The 16,433-nt window shown below is 68.8% G+C and carries 16 protein-coding genes; 9 read left to right on the top strand and 7 right to left on the bottom strand.

The window, feature by feature from the left end:
* The first annotated feature begins 215 nt into the window (after positions 1 to 215).
* Complete coding sequence (locus tag B0F77_RS11300) at positions 216 to 1,430, top strand: mannosyltransferase (protein ID WP_086662790.1); 1,215 nt, start codon at positions 216 to 218, stop codon at positions 1,428 to 1,430.
* Here B0F77_RS11300 and B0F77_RS11295 read toward each other — a convergent pair.
* Positions 1,347 to 2,345 (bottom strand): glycoside hydrolase family 88 protein, encoded by a 999-nt coding sequence (locus B0F77_RS11295; protein ID WP_158102666.1) that lies wholly within the window; start codon positions 2,343 to 2,345, stop codon positions 1,347 to 1,349. The genes B0F77_RS11300 and B0F77_RS11295 overlap by 84 nt on opposite strands.
* A 59-nt stretch (positions 2,346 to 2,404) precedes the next feature.
* Positions 2,405 to 2,698 carry a 4a-hydroxytetrahydrobiopterin dehydratase gene (locus B0F77_RS11290; protein WP_086662889.1) on the bottom strand — a complete coding sequence of 98 codons (294 nt, stop codon included), beginning with the start codon at positions 2,696 to 2,698 and terminating at the stop codon, positions 2,405 to 2,407.
* Positions 2,699 to 2,835: 137 nt separating this feature from the next.
* On the opposite strand from B0F77_RS11290, the gene B0F77_RS11285 reads away from it, so the two are divergent.
* Genes B0F77_RS11285 through B0F77_RS11275 form a run of 3 tightly spaced genes read left to right on the top strand, consistent with a single transcriptional unit; the run spans position 2,836 to position 6,433 of the window.
* The gene (locus B0F77_RS11285) at positions 2,836 to 3,834 is read left to right on the top strand and encodes a thiamine ABC transporter substrate-binding protein (protein ID WP_425435650.1); all 999 of its coding nucleotides are present in this window, start codon (positions 2,836 to 2,838) and stop codon (positions 3,832 to 3,834) included.
* Positions 3,835 to 3,890: 56 nt separating this feature from the next.
* Positions 3,891 to 5,480, top strand: a complete 1,590-nt coding sequence (locus tag B0F77_RS11280) for an ABC transporter permease (protein WP_425435651.1) — start codon at positions 3,891 to 3,893, stop codon at positions 5,478 to 5,480.
* Positions 5,480 to 6,433, top strand: coding sequence for an ABC transporter ATP-binding protein (locus B0F77_RS11275; RefSeq protein WP_086662787.1), 954 nt, complete (start codon positions 5,480 to 5,482; stop codon positions 6,431 to 6,433). Before B0F77_RS11280 ends, B0F77_RS11275 begins: the two co-directional genes overlap by 1 nt.
* Before the next feature lie 55 nt (positions 6,434 to 6,488).
* Here B0F77_RS11275 and B0F77_RS11270 read toward each other — a convergent pair whose 3' ends face one another.
* From B0F77_RS11270 to B0F77_RS11260, 3 genes are read right to left on the bottom strand one after another with little or no spacing between them, the layout of a single operon-like run.
* Positions 6,489 to 7,298 carry an ABC transporter permease subunit gene (locus B0F77_RS11270; RefSeq protein ID WP_086662786.1) on the bottom strand — a complete coding sequence of 270 codons (810 nt, stop codon included), beginning with the start codon at positions 7,296 to 7,298 and terminating at the stop codon, positions 6,489 to 6,491.
* A complete protein-coding gene (locus B0F77_RS11265; RefSeq protein ID WP_086662785.1) occupies positions 7,295 to 8,299 on the bottom strand; it encodes an ABC transporter ATP-binding protein in 1,005 nt (334 codons plus the stop codon). Before B0F77_RS11265 ends, B0F77_RS11270 begins: the two co-directional genes overlap by 4 nt.
* Complete coding sequence (locus B0F77_RS11260) at positions 8,296 to 9,369, bottom strand: LolA family protein (protein WP_086662784.1); 1,074 nt, start codon at positions 9,367 to 9,369, stop codon at positions 8,296 to 8,298. Before B0F77_RS11260 ends, B0F77_RS11265 begins: the two co-directional genes overlap by 4 nt.
* 154 nt (positions 9,370 to 9,523) lie before the next feature.
* Here B0F77_RS11260 and B0F77_RS11255 point away from each other — a divergent pair, with 154 nt between their 5' ends.
* Genes B0F77_RS11255 through B0F77_RS49690 form a run of 3 tightly spaced genes read left to right on the top strand, consistent with a single transcriptional unit; the run spans position 9,524 to position 12,276 of the window.
* Positions 9,524 to 10,237 carry a response regulator transcription factor gene (locus tag B0F77_RS11255; protein WP_169730921.1) on the top strand — a complete coding sequence of 238 codons (714 nt, stop codon included), beginning with the start codon at positions 9,524 to 9,526 and terminating at the stop codon, positions 10,235 to 10,237.
* Positions 10,234 to 11,493 (top strand): sensor histidine kinase, encoded by a 1,260-nt coding sequence (locus B0F77_RS11250; protein ID WP_086662783.1) that lies wholly within the window; start codon positions 10,234 to 10,236, stop codon positions 11,491 to 11,493. The genes B0F77_RS11255 and B0F77_RS11250 overlap by 4 nt, the downstream gene beginning before the upstream one ends.
* A 9-nt stretch (positions 11,494 to 11,502) precedes the next feature.
* Complete coding sequence (locus B0F77_RS49690; protein ID WP_245847955.1) at positions 11,503 to 12,276, top strand: (deoxy)nucleoside triphosphate pyrophosphohydrolase; 774 nt, start codon at positions 11,503 to 11,505, stop codon at positions 12,274 to 12,276.
* Here B0F77_RS49690 and trpS read toward each other — a convergent pair.
* Complete coding sequence (trpS, locus tag B0F77_RS11240) at positions 12,269 to 13,192, bottom strand: tryptophan--tRNA ligase (RefSeq protein WP_086662782.1); 924 nt, start codon at positions 13,190 to 13,192, stop codon at positions 12,269 to 12,271. The genes B0F77_RS49690 and trpS overlap by 8 nt on opposite strands.
* A 170-nt stretch (positions 13,193 to 13,362) precedes the next feature.
* Here trpS and B0F77_RS11235 point away from each other — a divergent pair, with 170 nt between their 5' ends.
* The gene (locus B0F77_RS11235; protein ID WP_086662781.1) at positions 13,363 to 13,665 is read left to right on the top strand and encodes a YciI family protein; all 303 of its coding nucleotides are present in this window, start codon (positions 13,363 to 13,365) and stop codon (positions 13,663 to 13,665) included.
* 356 nt (positions 13,666 to 14,021) lie between these two features.
* On the opposite strand, the gene B0F77_RS48660 is transcribed toward B0F77_RS11235, so the two are convergent.
* Positions 14,022 to 14,177 carry a hypothetical protein gene (locus B0F77_RS48660; RefSeq protein WP_162185756.1) on the bottom strand — a complete coding sequence of 52 codons (156 nt, stop codon included), beginning with the start codon at positions 14,175 to 14,177 and terminating at the stop codon, positions 14,022 to 14,024.
* Between the two features lie 166 nt (positions 14,178 to 14,343).
* Here B0F77_RS48660 and typA point away from each other — a divergent pair, with 166 nt between their 5' ends.
* On the top strand, positions 14,344 to 16,239 hold the full coding sequence (typA, locus tag B0F77_RS11225) for a translational GTPase TypA (protein WP_086662779.1): 1,896 nt from the start codon (positions 14,344 to 14,346) through the stop codon (positions 16,237 to 16,239).
* The last annotated feature ends 194 nt before the right edge of the window (positions 16,240 to 16,433 follow it).

Here is a 16,433-nt window from a genome sequence, read left to right as displayed (position 1 = left end):
GGCTCCCTCTTTCCGTGTCTTACAACGTTCACACGTTGTTCTTGGCGCGCGCGGCAGCAGCGAACACTCCGAACGCGACCCCCAGCATGGCCAGAGCGGCGACAGCGGCAACTACAAGATCAACAGACATGATCAGAAAAACTCCCTCTTGCGATCTCTCCCGTCTTGATGACGCTCGGGTACCCCGTAAAGTTGCCTCGGGTAACGTTTTCGGGGTGAAACTCCGTGCTGTGGAAGCGCGTGTGCTCTCCGTAGCACCGTGGCTGCTCGCTTTGTCGGTCGCCGGGCACCTGCTCATGGTCGCGTTCCAGGCGAAGATGACCATGATCGACCTGCTGGTGTACCGCAACGGATCGCCGCACCTGTTCTCCGGCGACCTGTACGAGTGGCGGCTCGACCAGTACGCGGACGTGTTCCCGCTGCCGTTCACGTACCCGCCGTTCGCGGCCGCGATCTTCACGCCGATGAGCTGGATCCCGTGGGAGGCGTCCCGCTGGGTCTGGCAGCTGATCTGCCTCGGCTGCCTGTACTTCATCGTGCGCACCAGTCTCAAGCTGCTGAGGCTGAACGACCCCCGCCGCGCGATGATGTGGACCGCGCTGGTGCTGTGGATCGAGCCGGTGCGCACCACGCTCAACTACGGCCAGATCAACCTGGTGCTGGCGGCGATCCTCATCGGCACGCTCGCGAGCGCGCGCAACTGGGTCGGCGGCGCCGGTGTGGGTTTCACCGCGGGCATCAAGCTGACGCCCGCGATCTCCGGTCTGTACTTCCTGATCCAACGGCGGTGGATGGCCGCTGTGTGGTCGTTCGTCGCTTTTGTGGCGGTGTACGGCATCGGCTGGGCGATCTCACCGTCCCAGTCGGACAAGTTCTGGTTCCAGCTGCTCGGTGACGCGAGCCGGGTCGGGCCGGTCGGCAGCGCGATCAACCAGTCCATGCGCGGCGCGTTGAGCCGCACGTTCGGCTACGACGTGCAGACCGGGAAGATCTACATTGCCGCCGTGCTCGTCGCGGCCGTGCTGACGTGGTTCGCGGTCAGCAAGACCAAGGACGTCCTGGCGTTGATCATCAGCGTGCAGATGCTCGGCCTGCTGGTCTCGCCGATCTCGTGGAGCCACCACTGGGTGTGGATGGTGCCCGCCCTCCTGTGGCTGATCTACGAGGGCGGACACCTCCTGTGCAAGATCACCGCCGGCCTGTGGGTGCTGCTGACCGGCGGCTACCTGATCTCGTTCCTGCTGCTCGCCCAGCCGAACATCTGGGACTTCCCGCGCCCCTGGTACTTCGTGGTGCTCGGCTGGGGCTACCCGGCGGCGGGCATGCTCACGCTGGTCGCGATCGGTCTAGCAACCCGGCGTAAGAGGGACGAGTTGCTGCCCGGCGATGAGGAAGCTGCCGACAGCGAACCCAGCCGAGTCGCCGGCTGAGGCGGGCTGCCAGGAGTTGCGGGCCGCCGTCCAGCCGAGCAGTCCGTCGGCGTCCAGCGCGGTCTGCAGCGCCTGCCAGCCCTTCTGCACGTACGGCAGGTAGGTGTCCTGGTCGAGCACGCCCGCGTTGATGCCCGCCGCGAACGCGTAGGTGATCATCGCGGTGGCCGCCGAGTCCTTGCCGGTGGCGCCCCAGAAGCCGTCGTGGCGCTGCAGGTACCGCAACGTCTGGGCGGACTTGCGCAGCGTCTTCGCGTAGTCGGTGCGGTACGGGTTGTCCTTCGGCAGCATCAGGATCGCCTTGGCGAGACCCTGCACGGCCCAGCCGTTCGTCTGCACGTTCAGGCTCCACAAGCCCGTGACCTCGTTGAACGTCCGCTTCTTGAGGTTGCGGTACGACTTGTACGAGTAGTCGAGCAGGTCCTGGTCGAGGTCGCGCACGGCGACCTCGGTGAAGGACGGCAGCGACATCGTCAGCGCGTCGGGCGACTTCCAGTAGTCGAACTTCCCGGTCTTCGCCTGGGCCCGCAGGTTGTCCCGCAGCGGCTGGAGCACCTCGGGCTCCGGGTGGAAGAACGAGACGGCGAGGTACGCCTCACCGCTCGCCTGCGGGTCCGGGGCATACGGGTTCGCCGGGTCGACGGGCAACAGGTACTTGTTCGCCTGCACCCACGGCCACGTCTTGTGGTTGCTGATCCCGGTCGTCCGGACCTGCGCGATGTTGCCGGTGTGGAAGTTCGCGTTGGACCAGGTGTTCGCCTTGAGGTCGGTGCCCTTGGTGATCCACGCCGCGCTGGCCTTGATCATCGTGTCCGTCACGGCACACGGCACGGCCTGCGCGGCCGCCGGTGCGATCAGAAGACTGCCTGCCAGCGCCACAACGAACAAAGGTGTGTTGAATTTTTTGCGCAGCAACCGCATGAGGGTGGTCCCTCTCCTGTCCGCGGGCGGCGGCAGCGCACATCTTGACCGAATCAGGCCAGGGCGTCCAGAACCCCGTCGATTTCCTCGGCGAGAGAGACGTCGAGTGCGGTGATTCCTCCCTTGTAGTGGGTGCTCAGGCGGAATGTCAGGGTCTTGTAGCGGATGTCGATGTCCGGGTGGTGGTTGTCGTTCTCCGCGATCTCCGCGATCCGGTTCACGACCATGATCGCCTGCGCGAAGCTCTCCAGTTCCACGGTCCGGACCAGGGTCGCGTCCTGGGCGGTCCAGTCGGGCAGCTTGGGCAGCACGTCGTTCAGCTGATCGTCGCTCAACAGCTCGGCCATGTCCTGATCGTCCCACCACGTCACGTAAGCTGCGCGTTTGCCACGGGAGTCCGGTGAAGCGCCGGGCTGAGAGGAGGGCTCGCAAGCCCTCGACCGTCCACCTGATCCGGGTCATACCGGCGTAGGGAGAGATTGACGTGAGAAGGATTTTCGCTGCTGTTGCCGTCTTGGCGCTGACCGGTTGTTCGGCCGGTACCTCGACCGCGCCGCAGACGCACGAGGTCACGCTGGTGACGCACGACTCGTTCGTGGTGAAGCCCGAGGTGCTGGACGAGTTCCAGAAGTCCTCCGGGATCACCGTGAAGCAGATCGCGAGCGGTGACGCGGGCGAGCTGACGAACAAGCTGGTGCTCACCAAGTCGAACCCCATCGGCGACGTCGCGTTCGGCGTCGACTCGACGTTCGCCTCGCGGGCGTTGAGCGAGGGTGTGTTCGCCGAGTACGCCTCGCCGGAGGCCTCGAAGGGCGCTCAGCGGTACAAGGCCGACGACTCGAACCGGCTGCAGGCCGTCGACGTCGGTGACGTGTGCCTGAACATCGACCCGGCCAAGCTCGGCGGCGTCGAGCCGACCTCGTACGAGGACCTGGTCGACCCGAAGTTCAAGGACAAGCTGGTCGTGGAGAACCCGGCCACGTCCTCGCCCGGCCTCGCGTTCCTGTTCGGCACGATCGCGAAGTTCGGCGAGAACGGCTGGCAGGACTACTGGACCAAGCTCAAGGCCAACGGCGTCAAGGTCGTGAGCGGCTGGGAAGAGGCCTACAACCAGGAGTTCTCCGCCACCAAGGGCACCCGGCCGATCGTCGTCTCGTACGCGTCGTCGCCGTCCGCGGAGGGCGGGAAGACCAAGGCCGTGCTCGGCACCTGCTACCGGCAGGTCGAGTACGCGGGCGTGCTTTCCGGCGCCAAGAACGCCGCGGACGCGCAGAAGGTGCTCGACTTCCTGCTGGGCGAGAAGTTCCAGGCTCAGGTGGCCGAGCAGATGTACGTCTACCCGTCGCGCGAGGGCGTCGCGCTGCCCGAGTCGTGGGCCAAGGACGCTCCGTTGCCGCCGAACCCGCAGACGCTGCCCGCGGACAAGGTGAAGGACAACCGCGAAGCGTGGGTCGAGCAGTGGCGCAAGCTCGTGCAGAGCTGAGCGACACCGGCTCCGATCCTGGTGGCGGCGGGTCTGCGGCGCGAGCCCGGCCCGGCCTGATCTCGGCGCGTTCGGGCTGGTCGGCGGCGGCGTTGCTGCCGCTGGCCTTCCTCGGGCTGTTCTTCGCCTGGCCCGTCCTCGCCATCATCACCCTGGGCCTGCGCGAAGGCGGCGTCACCACCGCCCTCTTCACCGCGGACACCTGGGAACTCGTCGGGTTCACGCTCGGGCAGGCCTTGGCGTCGACGGTCGTGGCAGTCGTCGCCGGGCTCCCGGTGGCGTTCGTGCTGGCCCGCTGCCGTCTGCGTGGGCTCGGGATCGTGCGGGCGGCCGTGATGGTGCCGTTCGTGCTGCCGACCGTGGTGGTGGGCCTCGCGTTCCGGACGTTCTGGCCGGACGGCGGGGTGCTGCCGATCGTCCTGGCGAACGCGTTCTTCAACGTCGCCGTGGTCGCGCGCACCGTTGGCGGACTGTGGGCGCACACGGATCGGCGAGCTGAGGACGCGGCTCGCGCGTTGGGCGCCTCTCGCCCGCGGGCCTTCCTGTCGGTCGTGCTGCCGGCGTTGGCGCCCGCGATCGGGTCGGCCGCGGCGGTGGTGTTCCTGTTCTGCGCCACCAGCTTCGGTGTCGTGCTGGTGCTGGGCGGATCGCGGTACCGGACCCTGGAGACCGAGATCTACCTGCGGACCGTCGAGCTGTTCGACCTGTCCGGGGCGGCGGCGTTGTCGCTGCTGCAGTTCGCCGCGGTGCTGGCGGTTCTCGTCCTGGGTGCTTTGGCCCGGCGCCGGCGGGAGACCGCGCTCGCGTTGCGCGACTCCGAAGAGCTGACGCGGCGGCCCACCGGCGGTGAGTGGTACGTCGTGCTGGCCGCTTTCGCTGTCGTCGTGGCGTTGCTGACACCGGTCGTCGGACTGCTGACCCGGTCCTTGTCCACACGGGACGGTTGGAGCTTCGCCGGGTACGCGGCGCTGGCGTCACGGGGTGATCGCGGGACGTTGGCGGTGACCGGCATCGACGCGGCGGTGAACTCGGTGCGGACGGCGTTCGACGCGACCTTGGTGGCGTTGGTGGTCGGGGTGTTCTCGGCGGTGGTGCTGGTCGGGTTGCGGAGGTCCGGGAGCCGCGTCTCCGAGGTGCTCGACACCGCGCTGATGCTGCCGCTCGGGGTGTCCGCGGTGACCGTGGGCTTCGGGTACCTGGTCACGATGGACGCGTTGCCGGGCGATTTCCGGACCTCGCCGCTGCTGGTGCCGCTGGCGCAGGCGTTGGTGGTGACGCCGTTGATCGTGCGGATGGTGCTGCCGGTGCTGCGGGCCGTGGACGAACGGCTGCGGCAGGCGGCGGCAACGCTGGGCGCCTCGCCGTCGCGGGTGTGGCGTGAAGTGGATCTGCCGCTGGTCGGACGGTCGCTGGTGGCGGCGGCCGGGTTCGGCTACGTGGTGGCACTGGGGGAGTTCGGTGCGACGAGTTTCCTGGCACGACCGGACGCGCCGACGTTGCCGGTGGTGATCGCACGGCTGATGTCGCGGCCGGGGGAGTTGAACAGCCAGATGGCTTATGCGGCGTGCGCGCTGCTGATGGTCGTGACGGTCGGGTGCGTGCTGCTGATCGAACGGTTGCGCGTGCCGGGCAGCGGGGAGTTCTGATGGCGCTGGACCTGGACTCGATCACCGTCCGTTATGGACAGACGGCCGCCGTGTCGGACGTGTCGCTGACCGTGGCGGACGGCGAGGTCGTCGCGTTGCTCGGGCCGTCCGGCTGCGGGAAGTCGACACTGCTGCGCACGATCGCGGGACTGGAGAAGCCCTCTTCCGGTGCGGTGCGGTGGGACGGCGCGGATCTGGCCGGCGTGCCGGTGCACCGGCGGGAGTTCGGTCTGGTCTTCCAGGACGGGCAGCTGTTCCCGCACCGGTCGGTGGCGGGGAACGTGGCTTTCGGCCTGCGGATGAAGAAGGTCGAACGCGAGTCGCGGGACAAGCGGGTGCTGTCCCTGTTGGAACTGGTCGGCCTCGAAGGCTATGCGGATCGCCGGGTGACGCAGCTGTCCGGCGGCGAGCAGCAGCGCGTCGCGTTGGCGCGGGCGTTGGCTCCTTCACCGCGCCTGTTGCTGCTGGACGAACCGTTGTCGGCGCTGGACCGCGCGTTGCGCGAACAGCTCGCGGTCGACCTGGCGCGGTTGCTGCGGGAGGCCGCCACGACCGCGCTGGTCGTGACGCACGACCACGACGAGGCGTTCACGCTGGCCGACCGGGTGGCGATCATGTCGCGCGGCCGGATCGTCCAGGTCGGCCCGCCGGCCGAGGTGTGGTCCTCGCCGGTGGACGTCGAGACCGCGAAGTTCCTGGGGTGCAACAAGTTCGTGCCCGGCTCGTTCGTGGGCCTCGACGTGGGACGGGTCGGGCTGCGGGCCACGGCGTTGCGGGTCGATCCGTCGGGTGCGCTGGAAGGTGTTGTGCTGGAACGCGTACACCGGCGTGACCACGTGCGGTTGCTCGTGGAGATCGACGGCGAGGAGTACGAGGCGGTCGGGCCGATGAGTGAGGTCGGGGACCGGGTACGGCTCGCCGTCGATCTCGACGGGGTCGCGCGCATCGGCTAGCGCCATGAACGGCGCTTTTGTGGACTTGGGGTCCACAAAAGCGCCGTTCATGGCCTTAGCTGTCCTTGGTGATCAGGCGTGCCGCGGCCAGGCCCGTGCCGATCAGCAGGTAGCAGCCCGCGAGCAGCGTGCTGTCCCAGATGTGGTCGAACGGGATCGGGTCCCGCATCACGTCGACCAGGCCGGGGAAGCCGTTCGTGATCAGGAACGGGTGCAGCCAGTCCAGCGAGGAGAACTGCCCCAGCACCTGGAACACGATGATCGTCGTCATCGTCGCCGCCTGCACCACCAGCGGGTGCTCGGTGGTGGCCGAGACCGCGAGGGCCACCGCACCGACCGCCACCATCTGGAACGTCACCAGGATGATGAAGAAGGCGATGCGCACCAGGCCTTCGCCGGTGGACAGGGTCGAGCCGGTCAGCGTCACCATGCCGTTCGTGCCGAGGAACGCCGTGCCGGCGATGATGCCCACGACCGCCATCAGCGTGACGGCGAAGAGCGACATCGCGGTGAGCCCGAACAGCTTCACGAACAGCAGCCGCACGCGGGAGACCGGCGAGACCAGCAGCCCGCGCAGGGTGCCGTGCTGCGCCTCGCCCGCGAGGCCGTCCGCCGCCCAGATCGACGCCACCAGCGGCAGCAACAGGTTGAGCGACAGGAACAGGGTGAAGATCGGCACGACCAGGCCGTTGCCCTGGAGAATCGCGCCCAGACCGGGCGGTCCGCCGCCGCCCTCCTCGTTGCCCGCGGTCCAGATGCCGAAGCTGATGATGATCGGCACGAGGACCAGCCCGAACAGCCCGATGAGGGTCCGCGGCCGGCGCAGCATCCAGCGCACCTCGGAACCGAACTGACGCGTGATCATCGCGGTCCCCCGTCCAGTGTGTCCACAGAGGACATTCCCCGCTCGGCCTCCTCGGCCTCGGTGAGCCGCGCGAACAGCTCCTCCAGCCCGGTCTTCCAGCGCGTCGCCTCGTACACCCCGACGCCGGCCTTCACCAGCGTCTCGATCACCTGGGGCGCGGAGGTGCCCGCGAGCTCGACCCGCAGGCCCTCACCCAGCGGACGTGCGGAGATCTTGGCCTGCCGCAGTGCGCTCAGCGCCGTTTCGACGTCCGGTGTGATCACTTGGAGCGCCGACCCGCCCGCCTGCAGCAGTTCGGTCAGTTCTCCTTGTGCCACCACGGTTCCGCGGTGCAGGACCGCGACGTGCGTGCAGGTGGCCTCGACCTCGCTCAGCAGGTGGCTGGAGACGAGGACGGTGCTGCCCGCGCCGTGCAGCTCCGCGATGATCTTGCGGATCTCGCGGGTGCCGGCCGGGTCGAGGCCGTTGGTCGGCTCGTCGAGCACGACCAGCTTGCGCGGCACGAGCAACGCCGCGGCCAGGCCGAGGCGTTGCTTCATGCCGAGCGAGTACCCGCGGTACCTGCGGTGGGCCGCCTGGGCGAGCCCGACGCGTTCGAGTGCGTCCTCCACCGCCTGCTTGATCTGCTTCTTCGGCAGCAGCGGCTCGAACGCGGCACAGCGGACGAGGTTCTCCCGCCCGCTCAGGAACGGGTGGAACCCCGGGCCCTCGACCAGCGCGCCCACGTGCGGCAGCGACTGCTCGGCCCCGTCCGGAAGCGGCCTGCCGAGCAGTTCGATCTCCCCCTGCGTGGGGCGGACCAACCCGAGCAGCATCCGGATCGTGGTCGTCTTGCCAGACCCGTTGGGGCCGAGCATGCCGAGCACGGCTCCTTCCGGCAGCTCGAGGTCGACGCGGTCCACGGCGACCGTGCTCCCGTACTCCTTGCGCAGACCCTTGGTCCGCGCGGCGACAGCCTGTTTCTTCGGTGCTGTCACCGGCGCGCTGGTCGAGGTGGTCACTTCACCTGTCCGATCGTGTCGAACAGGACCTGCTCGGGCACGGCACCCGCGACCACGCGGCCGTCGTCCGCGATCAGGATCGTGGCGACCTTGGTGGTGAACAGCTTGCCGCTGCCCCAGTTGCCGCTGACCTTCTTGGTGAACCGGTCGACCAGACCCTGCGCCTCTGCGGGCACCTTGGTCAGGTCAGCCGCGGGGATCTTCGCGCCGACCACGGTGTCCCAGCCGGTGCCGAAGATCTGCGGGTTCTCGCCCTGCAGCGCCTGCTCGATGCCGACCTCGGGCTTGTGCTGCTGCCGCTCCTCCTTGGCCTCCGGCGTGGTGACCTTGGCGCTGGCCGGCGGGGTGAACTCGAACAGCTTCGGGTCCTGCGGGCCGACGTTGATCTGGCTGAACCCGACAGTGCCCGCCGGCTCGCTCGTCCCGTTGGTCAGGACGGCGACCCGCAGCGGCATCTTGAGCTCGGCGTCGACGGCGATCCGCACCTCGCGGATCAGCGTCTTCTCGCTGGCCTTCGGCGTGAGCACGAGTTCGTAGGCAGCGCGGTTGGCGACCCTCGCGGTGCCGTCGACGCTGATGTCGCTGAACTCCTTGGTCAGGGTGACGATCTCCTTGGCCGCGGTGGCCGGGTCGATCGCCTTCTGGCCGGCTTCCGGCTTCTCGGACTTCTGCTCGTCCTTGTGCTCGGACTTCGTGACCTCGTTGTCCTGCGAGTTCCACGACCAGGTGGTCGTGCCGTCGTCGACGATGGTCTGCTCGGACTGGCCGTTGGGCAGGGCGAGCCGCAGCTTGCCGTTGCCGTCCGTCCAGATCCGGGCGCTGTGCTTGCCGTCCGCGAGCTGCGGGATCTCCGAGATCGCTGGGAGGCCCAGCTTGTTGTCGACCTCGACGGTGCCGCCGAACGCGCCGGGCTTGCTCGTCAGGACCTGCTCGACGAGGGACTCCGCGGAGACGTCCGGTAGTGATGGTGGCTGGCCTGCGCCTGCGGGCATGGCTAGCAGACCGAGGCCTGCCGCACCGGTGAGCACACCGGCCGCAGCAGCGGCCAGGGTCACCTTTCGCTTGTTCATCTAGGTCCCCTCCTCCAAGGGCTTGTGCTTCTAGCTTGGATCGAGGTTGCTGAGATGGTGCTGAGACTACTTCTAGCTGCGGTTTTGTGCCTGCTCCCGGCCGGTTGCTGAGAGTCGGCTGAGATCATGCGCGCGGCTGAGAGCCGTGCGCGGCATGCTGTGCGGTGTGAAGCCTCGGGTGCTGGTCGTGGACGACGAAGTCGGCGTGCGTCGGGCGTTGGAGCGCGGTCTCACGGCAGAGGGCATGGAGGTCGTCACCGCGGCCGACGGACCCACCGCGTTGCGGGTGGCGTTGACCGGTGCCTTCGACGTGGTGCTGCTCGACATCATGCTGCCAGGGCTGTCGGGGTACCGGGTGTTGCAGCGGATGCGGGCGGACGGGGTGCGGACGCCGGTGTTGATGGTGTCGGCCAAGGACGGGGAGATCGACCAGGCGGACGGGCTGGATCTCGGGGCCGACGGGTACCTGGTCAAGCCGTTCAGCTTCGTGGTGCTGGTGGCGCAGGTCAGGGCGTTGCTGCGGCGTGGTGGTGGGGCGCGCCGGAAGCTGACGCTGGGCAACCTCGTCATCGATCGAGGGTTGCGCGAGGTGAGCTGGGCCGGGCAGGACGTGTCGCTGTCGCCGCGGGAGTACGCGGTGCTGGACGTGCTGGCTTCGCGGGCCGGGTCCGTGGTCACCAAGGACGAGTTGCTGCGGACGGTGTGGGGCGACGAGCAGGCCGCCACGCGCAACGCGGTTGAGGTCTACGTGGGGTACCTCAGGCGCAAGCTGGAGGCCGTCGGGGCCGGGGAAGTGGTGCGGACGATTCGGGGGCACGGGTACATCGCGTCCACCGCGGACCTCGACAGCGCGTTGGGGAACAAGTGAATCCTCGCCGCTGGTGGTTCCGGCGCACGTTGCGCTTCCGGATCACCGTGGTGGCCACCGGGGTGGCGTTGCTGTGCCTGCTGGCGTTCACCGGGCTGGCGCCGGCGTTGATCGGGCTGGTCCAGATCACCGCGGTGGACCAGGAGCTGGCGAAGGAAGCACCGCGCGTGCTGGACGTGTCCGGGGTGCCGGTGGACGGCAAGCCGCCGCTTCCGTTGACAGCGCAGGACATCCGGTCGTTGAAGTCCGGGGAGCCGGTGTTGCGGATGGAGGGGGCCTCTGCCTACCGGTGGCGCGGGCAGGTGGTGTTCGCGGCGGACGGGTCACCCCGGCTCGAGGTGTACGGGGACAAGCTGCTCGGCTACCAGAACGCCAACACGCTGGGGACGCGGTGGCTGGCGGTCGCGGCGGTGCTGGTGGCCGGGTTGGTGGGGACCGCCACCTGGCTGGCGGTGCGGGGGTCGTTGCGGCCGGTGGAGCGGATGCGCGTCGCCGCAGGGGAGTTGCCGCACGGGGAACGGTTGCCGGTGCCGCCGTCGCGGGACGAGCTGCAGGCGTTGGCGGAAGCGTTGAACGCGTTGCTGGCCCGGCGGGACGAGGCCTCGGACCGGTTGCGGCGGTTCACCGGGGACGCGGCACACGAACTGAGGTCGCCGGTCGCCTCGGTGCGGGCGCAGGCCGAAGTCGCCGTGGCGCATCCGGATCCGGACTTCTCGATCGAGGTGCTGGAGTCGGTGGTCGAGGAGTCGATCAGGCTCAGCGCGCTGGTGGACTCGCTGTTGATCCTGGCTCGCGCGGACACCGCGGCGCCGCCTCGGGCCGAGGCCGTGGACCTGGTGCTGGAGGCCGAGGCGGCGATCTCCCGGCTGGACACGGACCTGCTGGTGCGGCTGACCGCTCCGCCGTCGGCCTGCCTGGTGTCGGCCACCCGGTCCGAAGTGGAGCTGGTGCTGGACAACCTGCTGCGCAACGCCGCCCGGTACGCGTACTCGACGATCACGCTGACGTTGGTGCCGGTGGGGCGGGACGTGCGGTTGCTGGTGGACGACGACGGGCACGGGATTCCGGCCGAGCACCGGACGAAGGTGTTCGACCGGTTCTACCGGGTGGACGAGGACCGCGGCCGGCGGTCGGGTGGCTTCGGGCTCGGGCTGGCGTTGGTCGCACATCTCGTGCAGCGGCGGGGTGGGTCGGTGCGGGCCGCGGAGTCACCTGCCGGTGGTGCGCGTTTGGAGATCCGCTGGCCGTCCTGGTAGCAAGCTCTGGTGCCAGAGTTGCGAGCGTCGGCGCTGGTCGACGCGCCTGTTGCCGCTGTTGCCGGAGCCCTGCTGGAGACCTCGCTGATCGCGGGGTTCGGAGTGAAGGTCGCGGGTCCCCTGCTGTGCCTGGAAGATGTCCTGGTCGGGCCGTTCGGGGTCCGGCTGACGGTCACGCGTGCTGATCTGTCCGGTGTGTCGGCTTCCGGGGAGTTCCTGGAGCTGCACACCGATCTCGTGGTGACCGGCGCCGGGACGCTGGTGGTCGACCGCGTCAGCTGGACGACCGTGGGCGGTGTGGTCGGGCGGTTCGCGGACGTCACGGTCGGGCGCGGGATGGCGTTGCGGGTGCTGCAGAAGCGGTCGGCGTTGCTGGCCGCGCGATGCGAGGAACTGCGCACGGCCCGGGTCGTGGTGGGGGCGGCGATCGTCCGGGATGGACGGTTGCTGGCCCAGCAGCGGTCCTATCCGGAAAGCCATGCGGGGCAGTGGGAGCTGCCCGGTGGCCGGGTCGAGCCCGACGAGAAGCCAACGGACGCGTTGGTGCGCGAGTGCGTGGAGGAGCTCGGCGTGCCGGTCGCCGTTGGCGAGCAGATCGGGCCGGACGTGCCGTTGAAGAAGGACATGGTGTTGCGGATCTACGCGGCAACGCTCGCCGGCGGTGAGCCGGAAGCGTTGGAGCACAACGCTGTCCGGTGGCTCACCGCCGACGAGCTGCCTGACGTGGACTGGCTGCCGGCGGACCGGGTGCTGGTCCCCGCCCTTCAAACGCTCCTCAACTGAGTCCGGACAGGCGCAGCGCCGCGTTCAGCCGGTGCTGCGCGCGTTCGCGGGCCCGTTCCGCGCCCGCCTGCCGGACGCGGTCCAGTTCCGCCGGGTCCGCGAGGAGTTCCAGCGTGCGGTCGCGCACCGGACGGAGCTCCTCGATCACCGCTTCGGCCACGACGTTCTTGAGATCGGCGAACCTGCTCGTGTAGTCCTCGGGGTCCTTGCCGGTGCAGGAGACGAGGATCTCGGCCAGGTTCGCGATGCCCTCGGTGGACGAGACCGCGCGCCGGACCTTGCGCCGCACCAGGTCCGGTTCGTCCAGGACGAACACGACGCCCGTGGAGTTCTGGGCGGACTTGTCCATCTTGCGCGTCGGGTCCGAGAGGTCCTTGATGCGTGCTCCGACCTTCGGCACCACCGCCGTCGGGACGATGAACGCCTCGCCGTACGCGTGGTTGAAGCGGCGGGCGAGCGCACGGGCCAGTTCGACGTGCTGGAGCTGGTCCTCGCCGACCGGGACCTCCGCGGTGCCCTGCAACAGGATGTCCGCGGCCATCAGCACCGGGTAGGTGAGCAGGCTGAGGCGGACGGAGTCGCGGCCGAGCGACTTCTCCTTGAACTGGATCATCCGCGCGGCCTCGCCGTAGGTGCAGGTGCACTCCAGAACCCAGTTGAGCGCCCCCAGTTCGCGGATCAGGTCGCTCTGCACGCAGGTGCTCTCCGGGGCGATGCCGGACGCGATGAGCACCGCGAACTGCTCCCTGGTCAGGGATCGCAGACGTTGCGGATTGTGCGACGACGTCATCGCGTGCAGATCGCTGATGAAGTACACGTCCTCGTCGGTGCCCTCACGAGCCCACGTGCGCAACGCCCCGAGGTAGTTGCCCAGGTGGACTTGGCCCGACGGGGTGATGGCGGACAAGCGGATCATGATCGTTGGTCCTTTCGTGAAGGACCGCCCGGACGAAACGCACAAAAAAGCCGCCCGTCTCGGGCGGCCTGTGTTCGCGTCAGCGCACAGCTACTCCGGCCGCCTGAAAGCGGCCCACCAGTAGGCGTTCATCGTGCGCATGTTCGGCAGTATAGGACTACCGTTGAAGGATGTTCATCGTGCTGCTGAAGTACGTCGCGCCACTGGAACAGATCGACTACGCCCTGCCCGACCACCGCGCGTGGGTCGAGCAGCAGTACGAGCGAGGTTTGTTCCTCGCCTCAGGGCGTCAGGTGCCGAGGGTCGGCGGCGTGATCATCACGCGGCCCATGCCCCGCGGGAAGCTCGAAGCGCTGCTCGCCACGGATCCGTGGGCCGAGCAGAAGCTGGTGAAGTACGAGATCTGCGAGTTCGAGGCGACGCGGACGGCGCCGGAGCTCATGAAGCTGAACGAGGCCGTGCTGCAGGGCTAGTGCCTGAATTTCGCAGGCGAAGTCCTGGCTCGTTGACGGCACGCGGGGCCCTCCCGTGCGGTCAGAGCGCACGAAAGCTCCCCGCGTGCACTCCGGTGACGGCGTGTCGGCGCACGACGCGCCGTGGCAGCAGCAGTGACTTCTTCCAGCGCGGGAGACAGGTCTGTTCGGACGACTATTCGATCGCCGTGCGTGTGCGGTGTCACGGTGAGTTTGGGCACGCGCCTTGGCCAGTCGGCCCCCGAGCGCCTTGCTGAGTGCTGTCGGAGCAGGTCAAGCGCGGTGTCCAGGCAGACGCGAGGCGGGTTCTCCGCAGTCTGGGGCCATCAGCGGCAGGAGCAGGAGCGCTCGGCGGATCAAGCGGCCTTCTTCAGCGCCTTCTTGGCAGCCTTGGCAGCCTTCTTAGCTGCCTTCTTGCGGGCCTTGTCGCGCTCCTTGAGCAGGAACGGAACCGGGCAGCGCTTGCACTGGGGCTTCGACCTGCAGCACTTCTTCTTGAGCTTTTTACCCACTGGTTGCACTCCACTCCGACACGTGTCGCTAGAGTAGGTGAGGCTCACTTCACTAGGCACTCTTGTGTGGTAATGCCGACGCAGCCGGTACTATCAAAAACGGCCCTGCGCATCGAAGTGTCCGGCGCGAGCCCCTCCAACGCCTTCGAAGCTCTAGGAGTTCTGCGTGCCCACGGCCACCGCGTCTGCGCTACAGACGCGCACCGACCTGCGAAACGTCGCGATCGTCGCGCACGTCGACCACGGCAAGACCACCCTCGTCGACGCCATGCTGCGCCAGTCCGGAGCCTTCTCCGCGCGTGCCGAGCTGGTCGACCGGGTCATGGACTCCGGCGAGCTCGAGCGCGAGAAGGGCATCACCATTCTCGCGAAGAACACCGCCGTGCGTCGTCACACGCCCGACGGTGACGTGATCATCAACGTCGTCGACACCCCCGGCCACGCCGACTTCGGTGGTGAGGTCGAGCGCGCTCTGTCGATGGTGGACGGTGTCGTGCTGCTCGTCGACGCCTCCGAGGGCCCGCTGCCCCAGACCCGGTTCGTGCTGCGCAAGACGCTGGCCGCCGGTCTGCCGGTGATCCTGCTGGTCAACAAGGTCGACCGCCCCGACGCCCGGATCTCCGAGGTCGTCGAGGAGGCCCACGACCTGCTGCTCGACCTGGCCACCGAGGTCGGCGCCGACGAGTCCGTGCTGGACCTGCCGGTCGTCTACGCCTCCGCGCGCGCCGGTCGTGCGTCCCTCACGCAGCCCGAGGACGGCGGCCTGCCGGACGAGGAGAACCTGGACACGCTGTTCCAGGTGCTGCTCGACCACATCCCGGCCCCTCACGTCGACGTCGACGGCCCGCTGCAGGCGCTCGTCACCAACCTCGACGCCTCGACCTTCCTCGGTCGCATCGCGCTGTGCCGCATCCACCAGGGCACGATGCGCAAGGGCGAGACCGTGGCGTGGTGCCGTGAGGACGGCGAGCCCGTCAAGGTCCGCATCACCGAGCTCCTCATCACCGAGGCGCTGGACCGCGTCCCCGCCGAGTTCGCCCGAGCGGGTGACCTGGTCGCCATCGCCGGCATCGCGGACATCACCATCGGTGACACGCTGGCCGACGCCGAGACCCCCGAGGCACTGCCCCGGATCACGGTCGACCAGCCGGCCATCTCGATGACCGTCGGTGTGAACACCTCGCCCCTGGCCGGTCGCAACGGCGGCACCAAGCTCACCGCCCGCGTCCTCAAGGCGCGCCTCGACGCCGAGCTCGTCGGCAACGTCTCCGTCCGCGTGCTCCCGACCGAGCGCCCGGACACCTGGGAGGTGCAGGGCCGCGGCGAGCTGGCGCTGGCCATCCTGGTCGAGCAGATGCGCCGTGAAGGCTTCGAGCTGACCGTGGGCAAGCCCCAGGTCGTCACGCACACGGTCGACGGCAAGATCCACGAGCCGTTCGAGCGCCTGTCCGTCGACTGCCCGGAAGAGCACCTCGGCGCCGTCACGCAGCTCCTCGCCAACCGCAAGGGCCGCATGGAGAACATGTCGGGCCACGGCACCGGCCGCATCAAGCTCGACTACGTGGTCCCGTCGCGAGGCCTCATCGGCTTCCGCACCGAGTTCCTCACCGAGACCCGCGGCACCGGCATCGCGAACGCCGTCTCCGAGGGCTACGCCCCCTGGGCAGGCGAGATCCGCACCCGCCACAACGGCTCCCTGGTGGCCGACCGCACCGGCTCCATCACCGCCTACGCCATGATCCAGCTGGCCGACCGCGGCACGTTCTTCGTGGAGCCCGGCGCCGACGCCTACGAGGGCATGGTCGTGGGCGAGAACCCGCGCGCCGAGGACCTCGACGTCAACATCACCCGCGAGAAGAAGCTCACGAACATGCGCTCCTCCACGGCCGACGTGATGGAGACCCTGGCCCGCCCGCGGAAGCTCTCGCTGGAGGAGGCCCTGGAATTCTGCGCCTCCGACGAGTGCGTGGAGGTGGCCCCGGAGGTCATCCGCGTCCGCAAGGTGACCCTCGACGCCAACCTGCGCGGCCGCGAGCGCTCGCGCCTCAAGCAGCGCGGCTGATCCACACCGCTCTGACGCTGACGTAACGCCTGACAGGGGCGGCCGGGCCAATGGCCTGGCCGCCCCTCGTCGTGTCCGGCCACGCCAGGCCCCGCGCGGCGGGGCGCGGCCGATGGCACGTCGGTGGTTTGGCGTCCTCGCAACCAGCCACCCCCACCGACCATCCCCATTGCGCCGATCAGCCCGTTTCAACC

Origin of the sequence: Lentzea kentuckyensis (assembly GCF_002150765.1) — a bacterium.
Taxonomy (GTDB): Bacteria; Actinomycetota; Actinomycetes; order Mycobacteriales; family Pseudonocardiaceae; genus Lentzea; species Lentzea kentuckyensis.
This window is presented reverse-complemented; position numbering and strand designations above follow the sequence as displayed.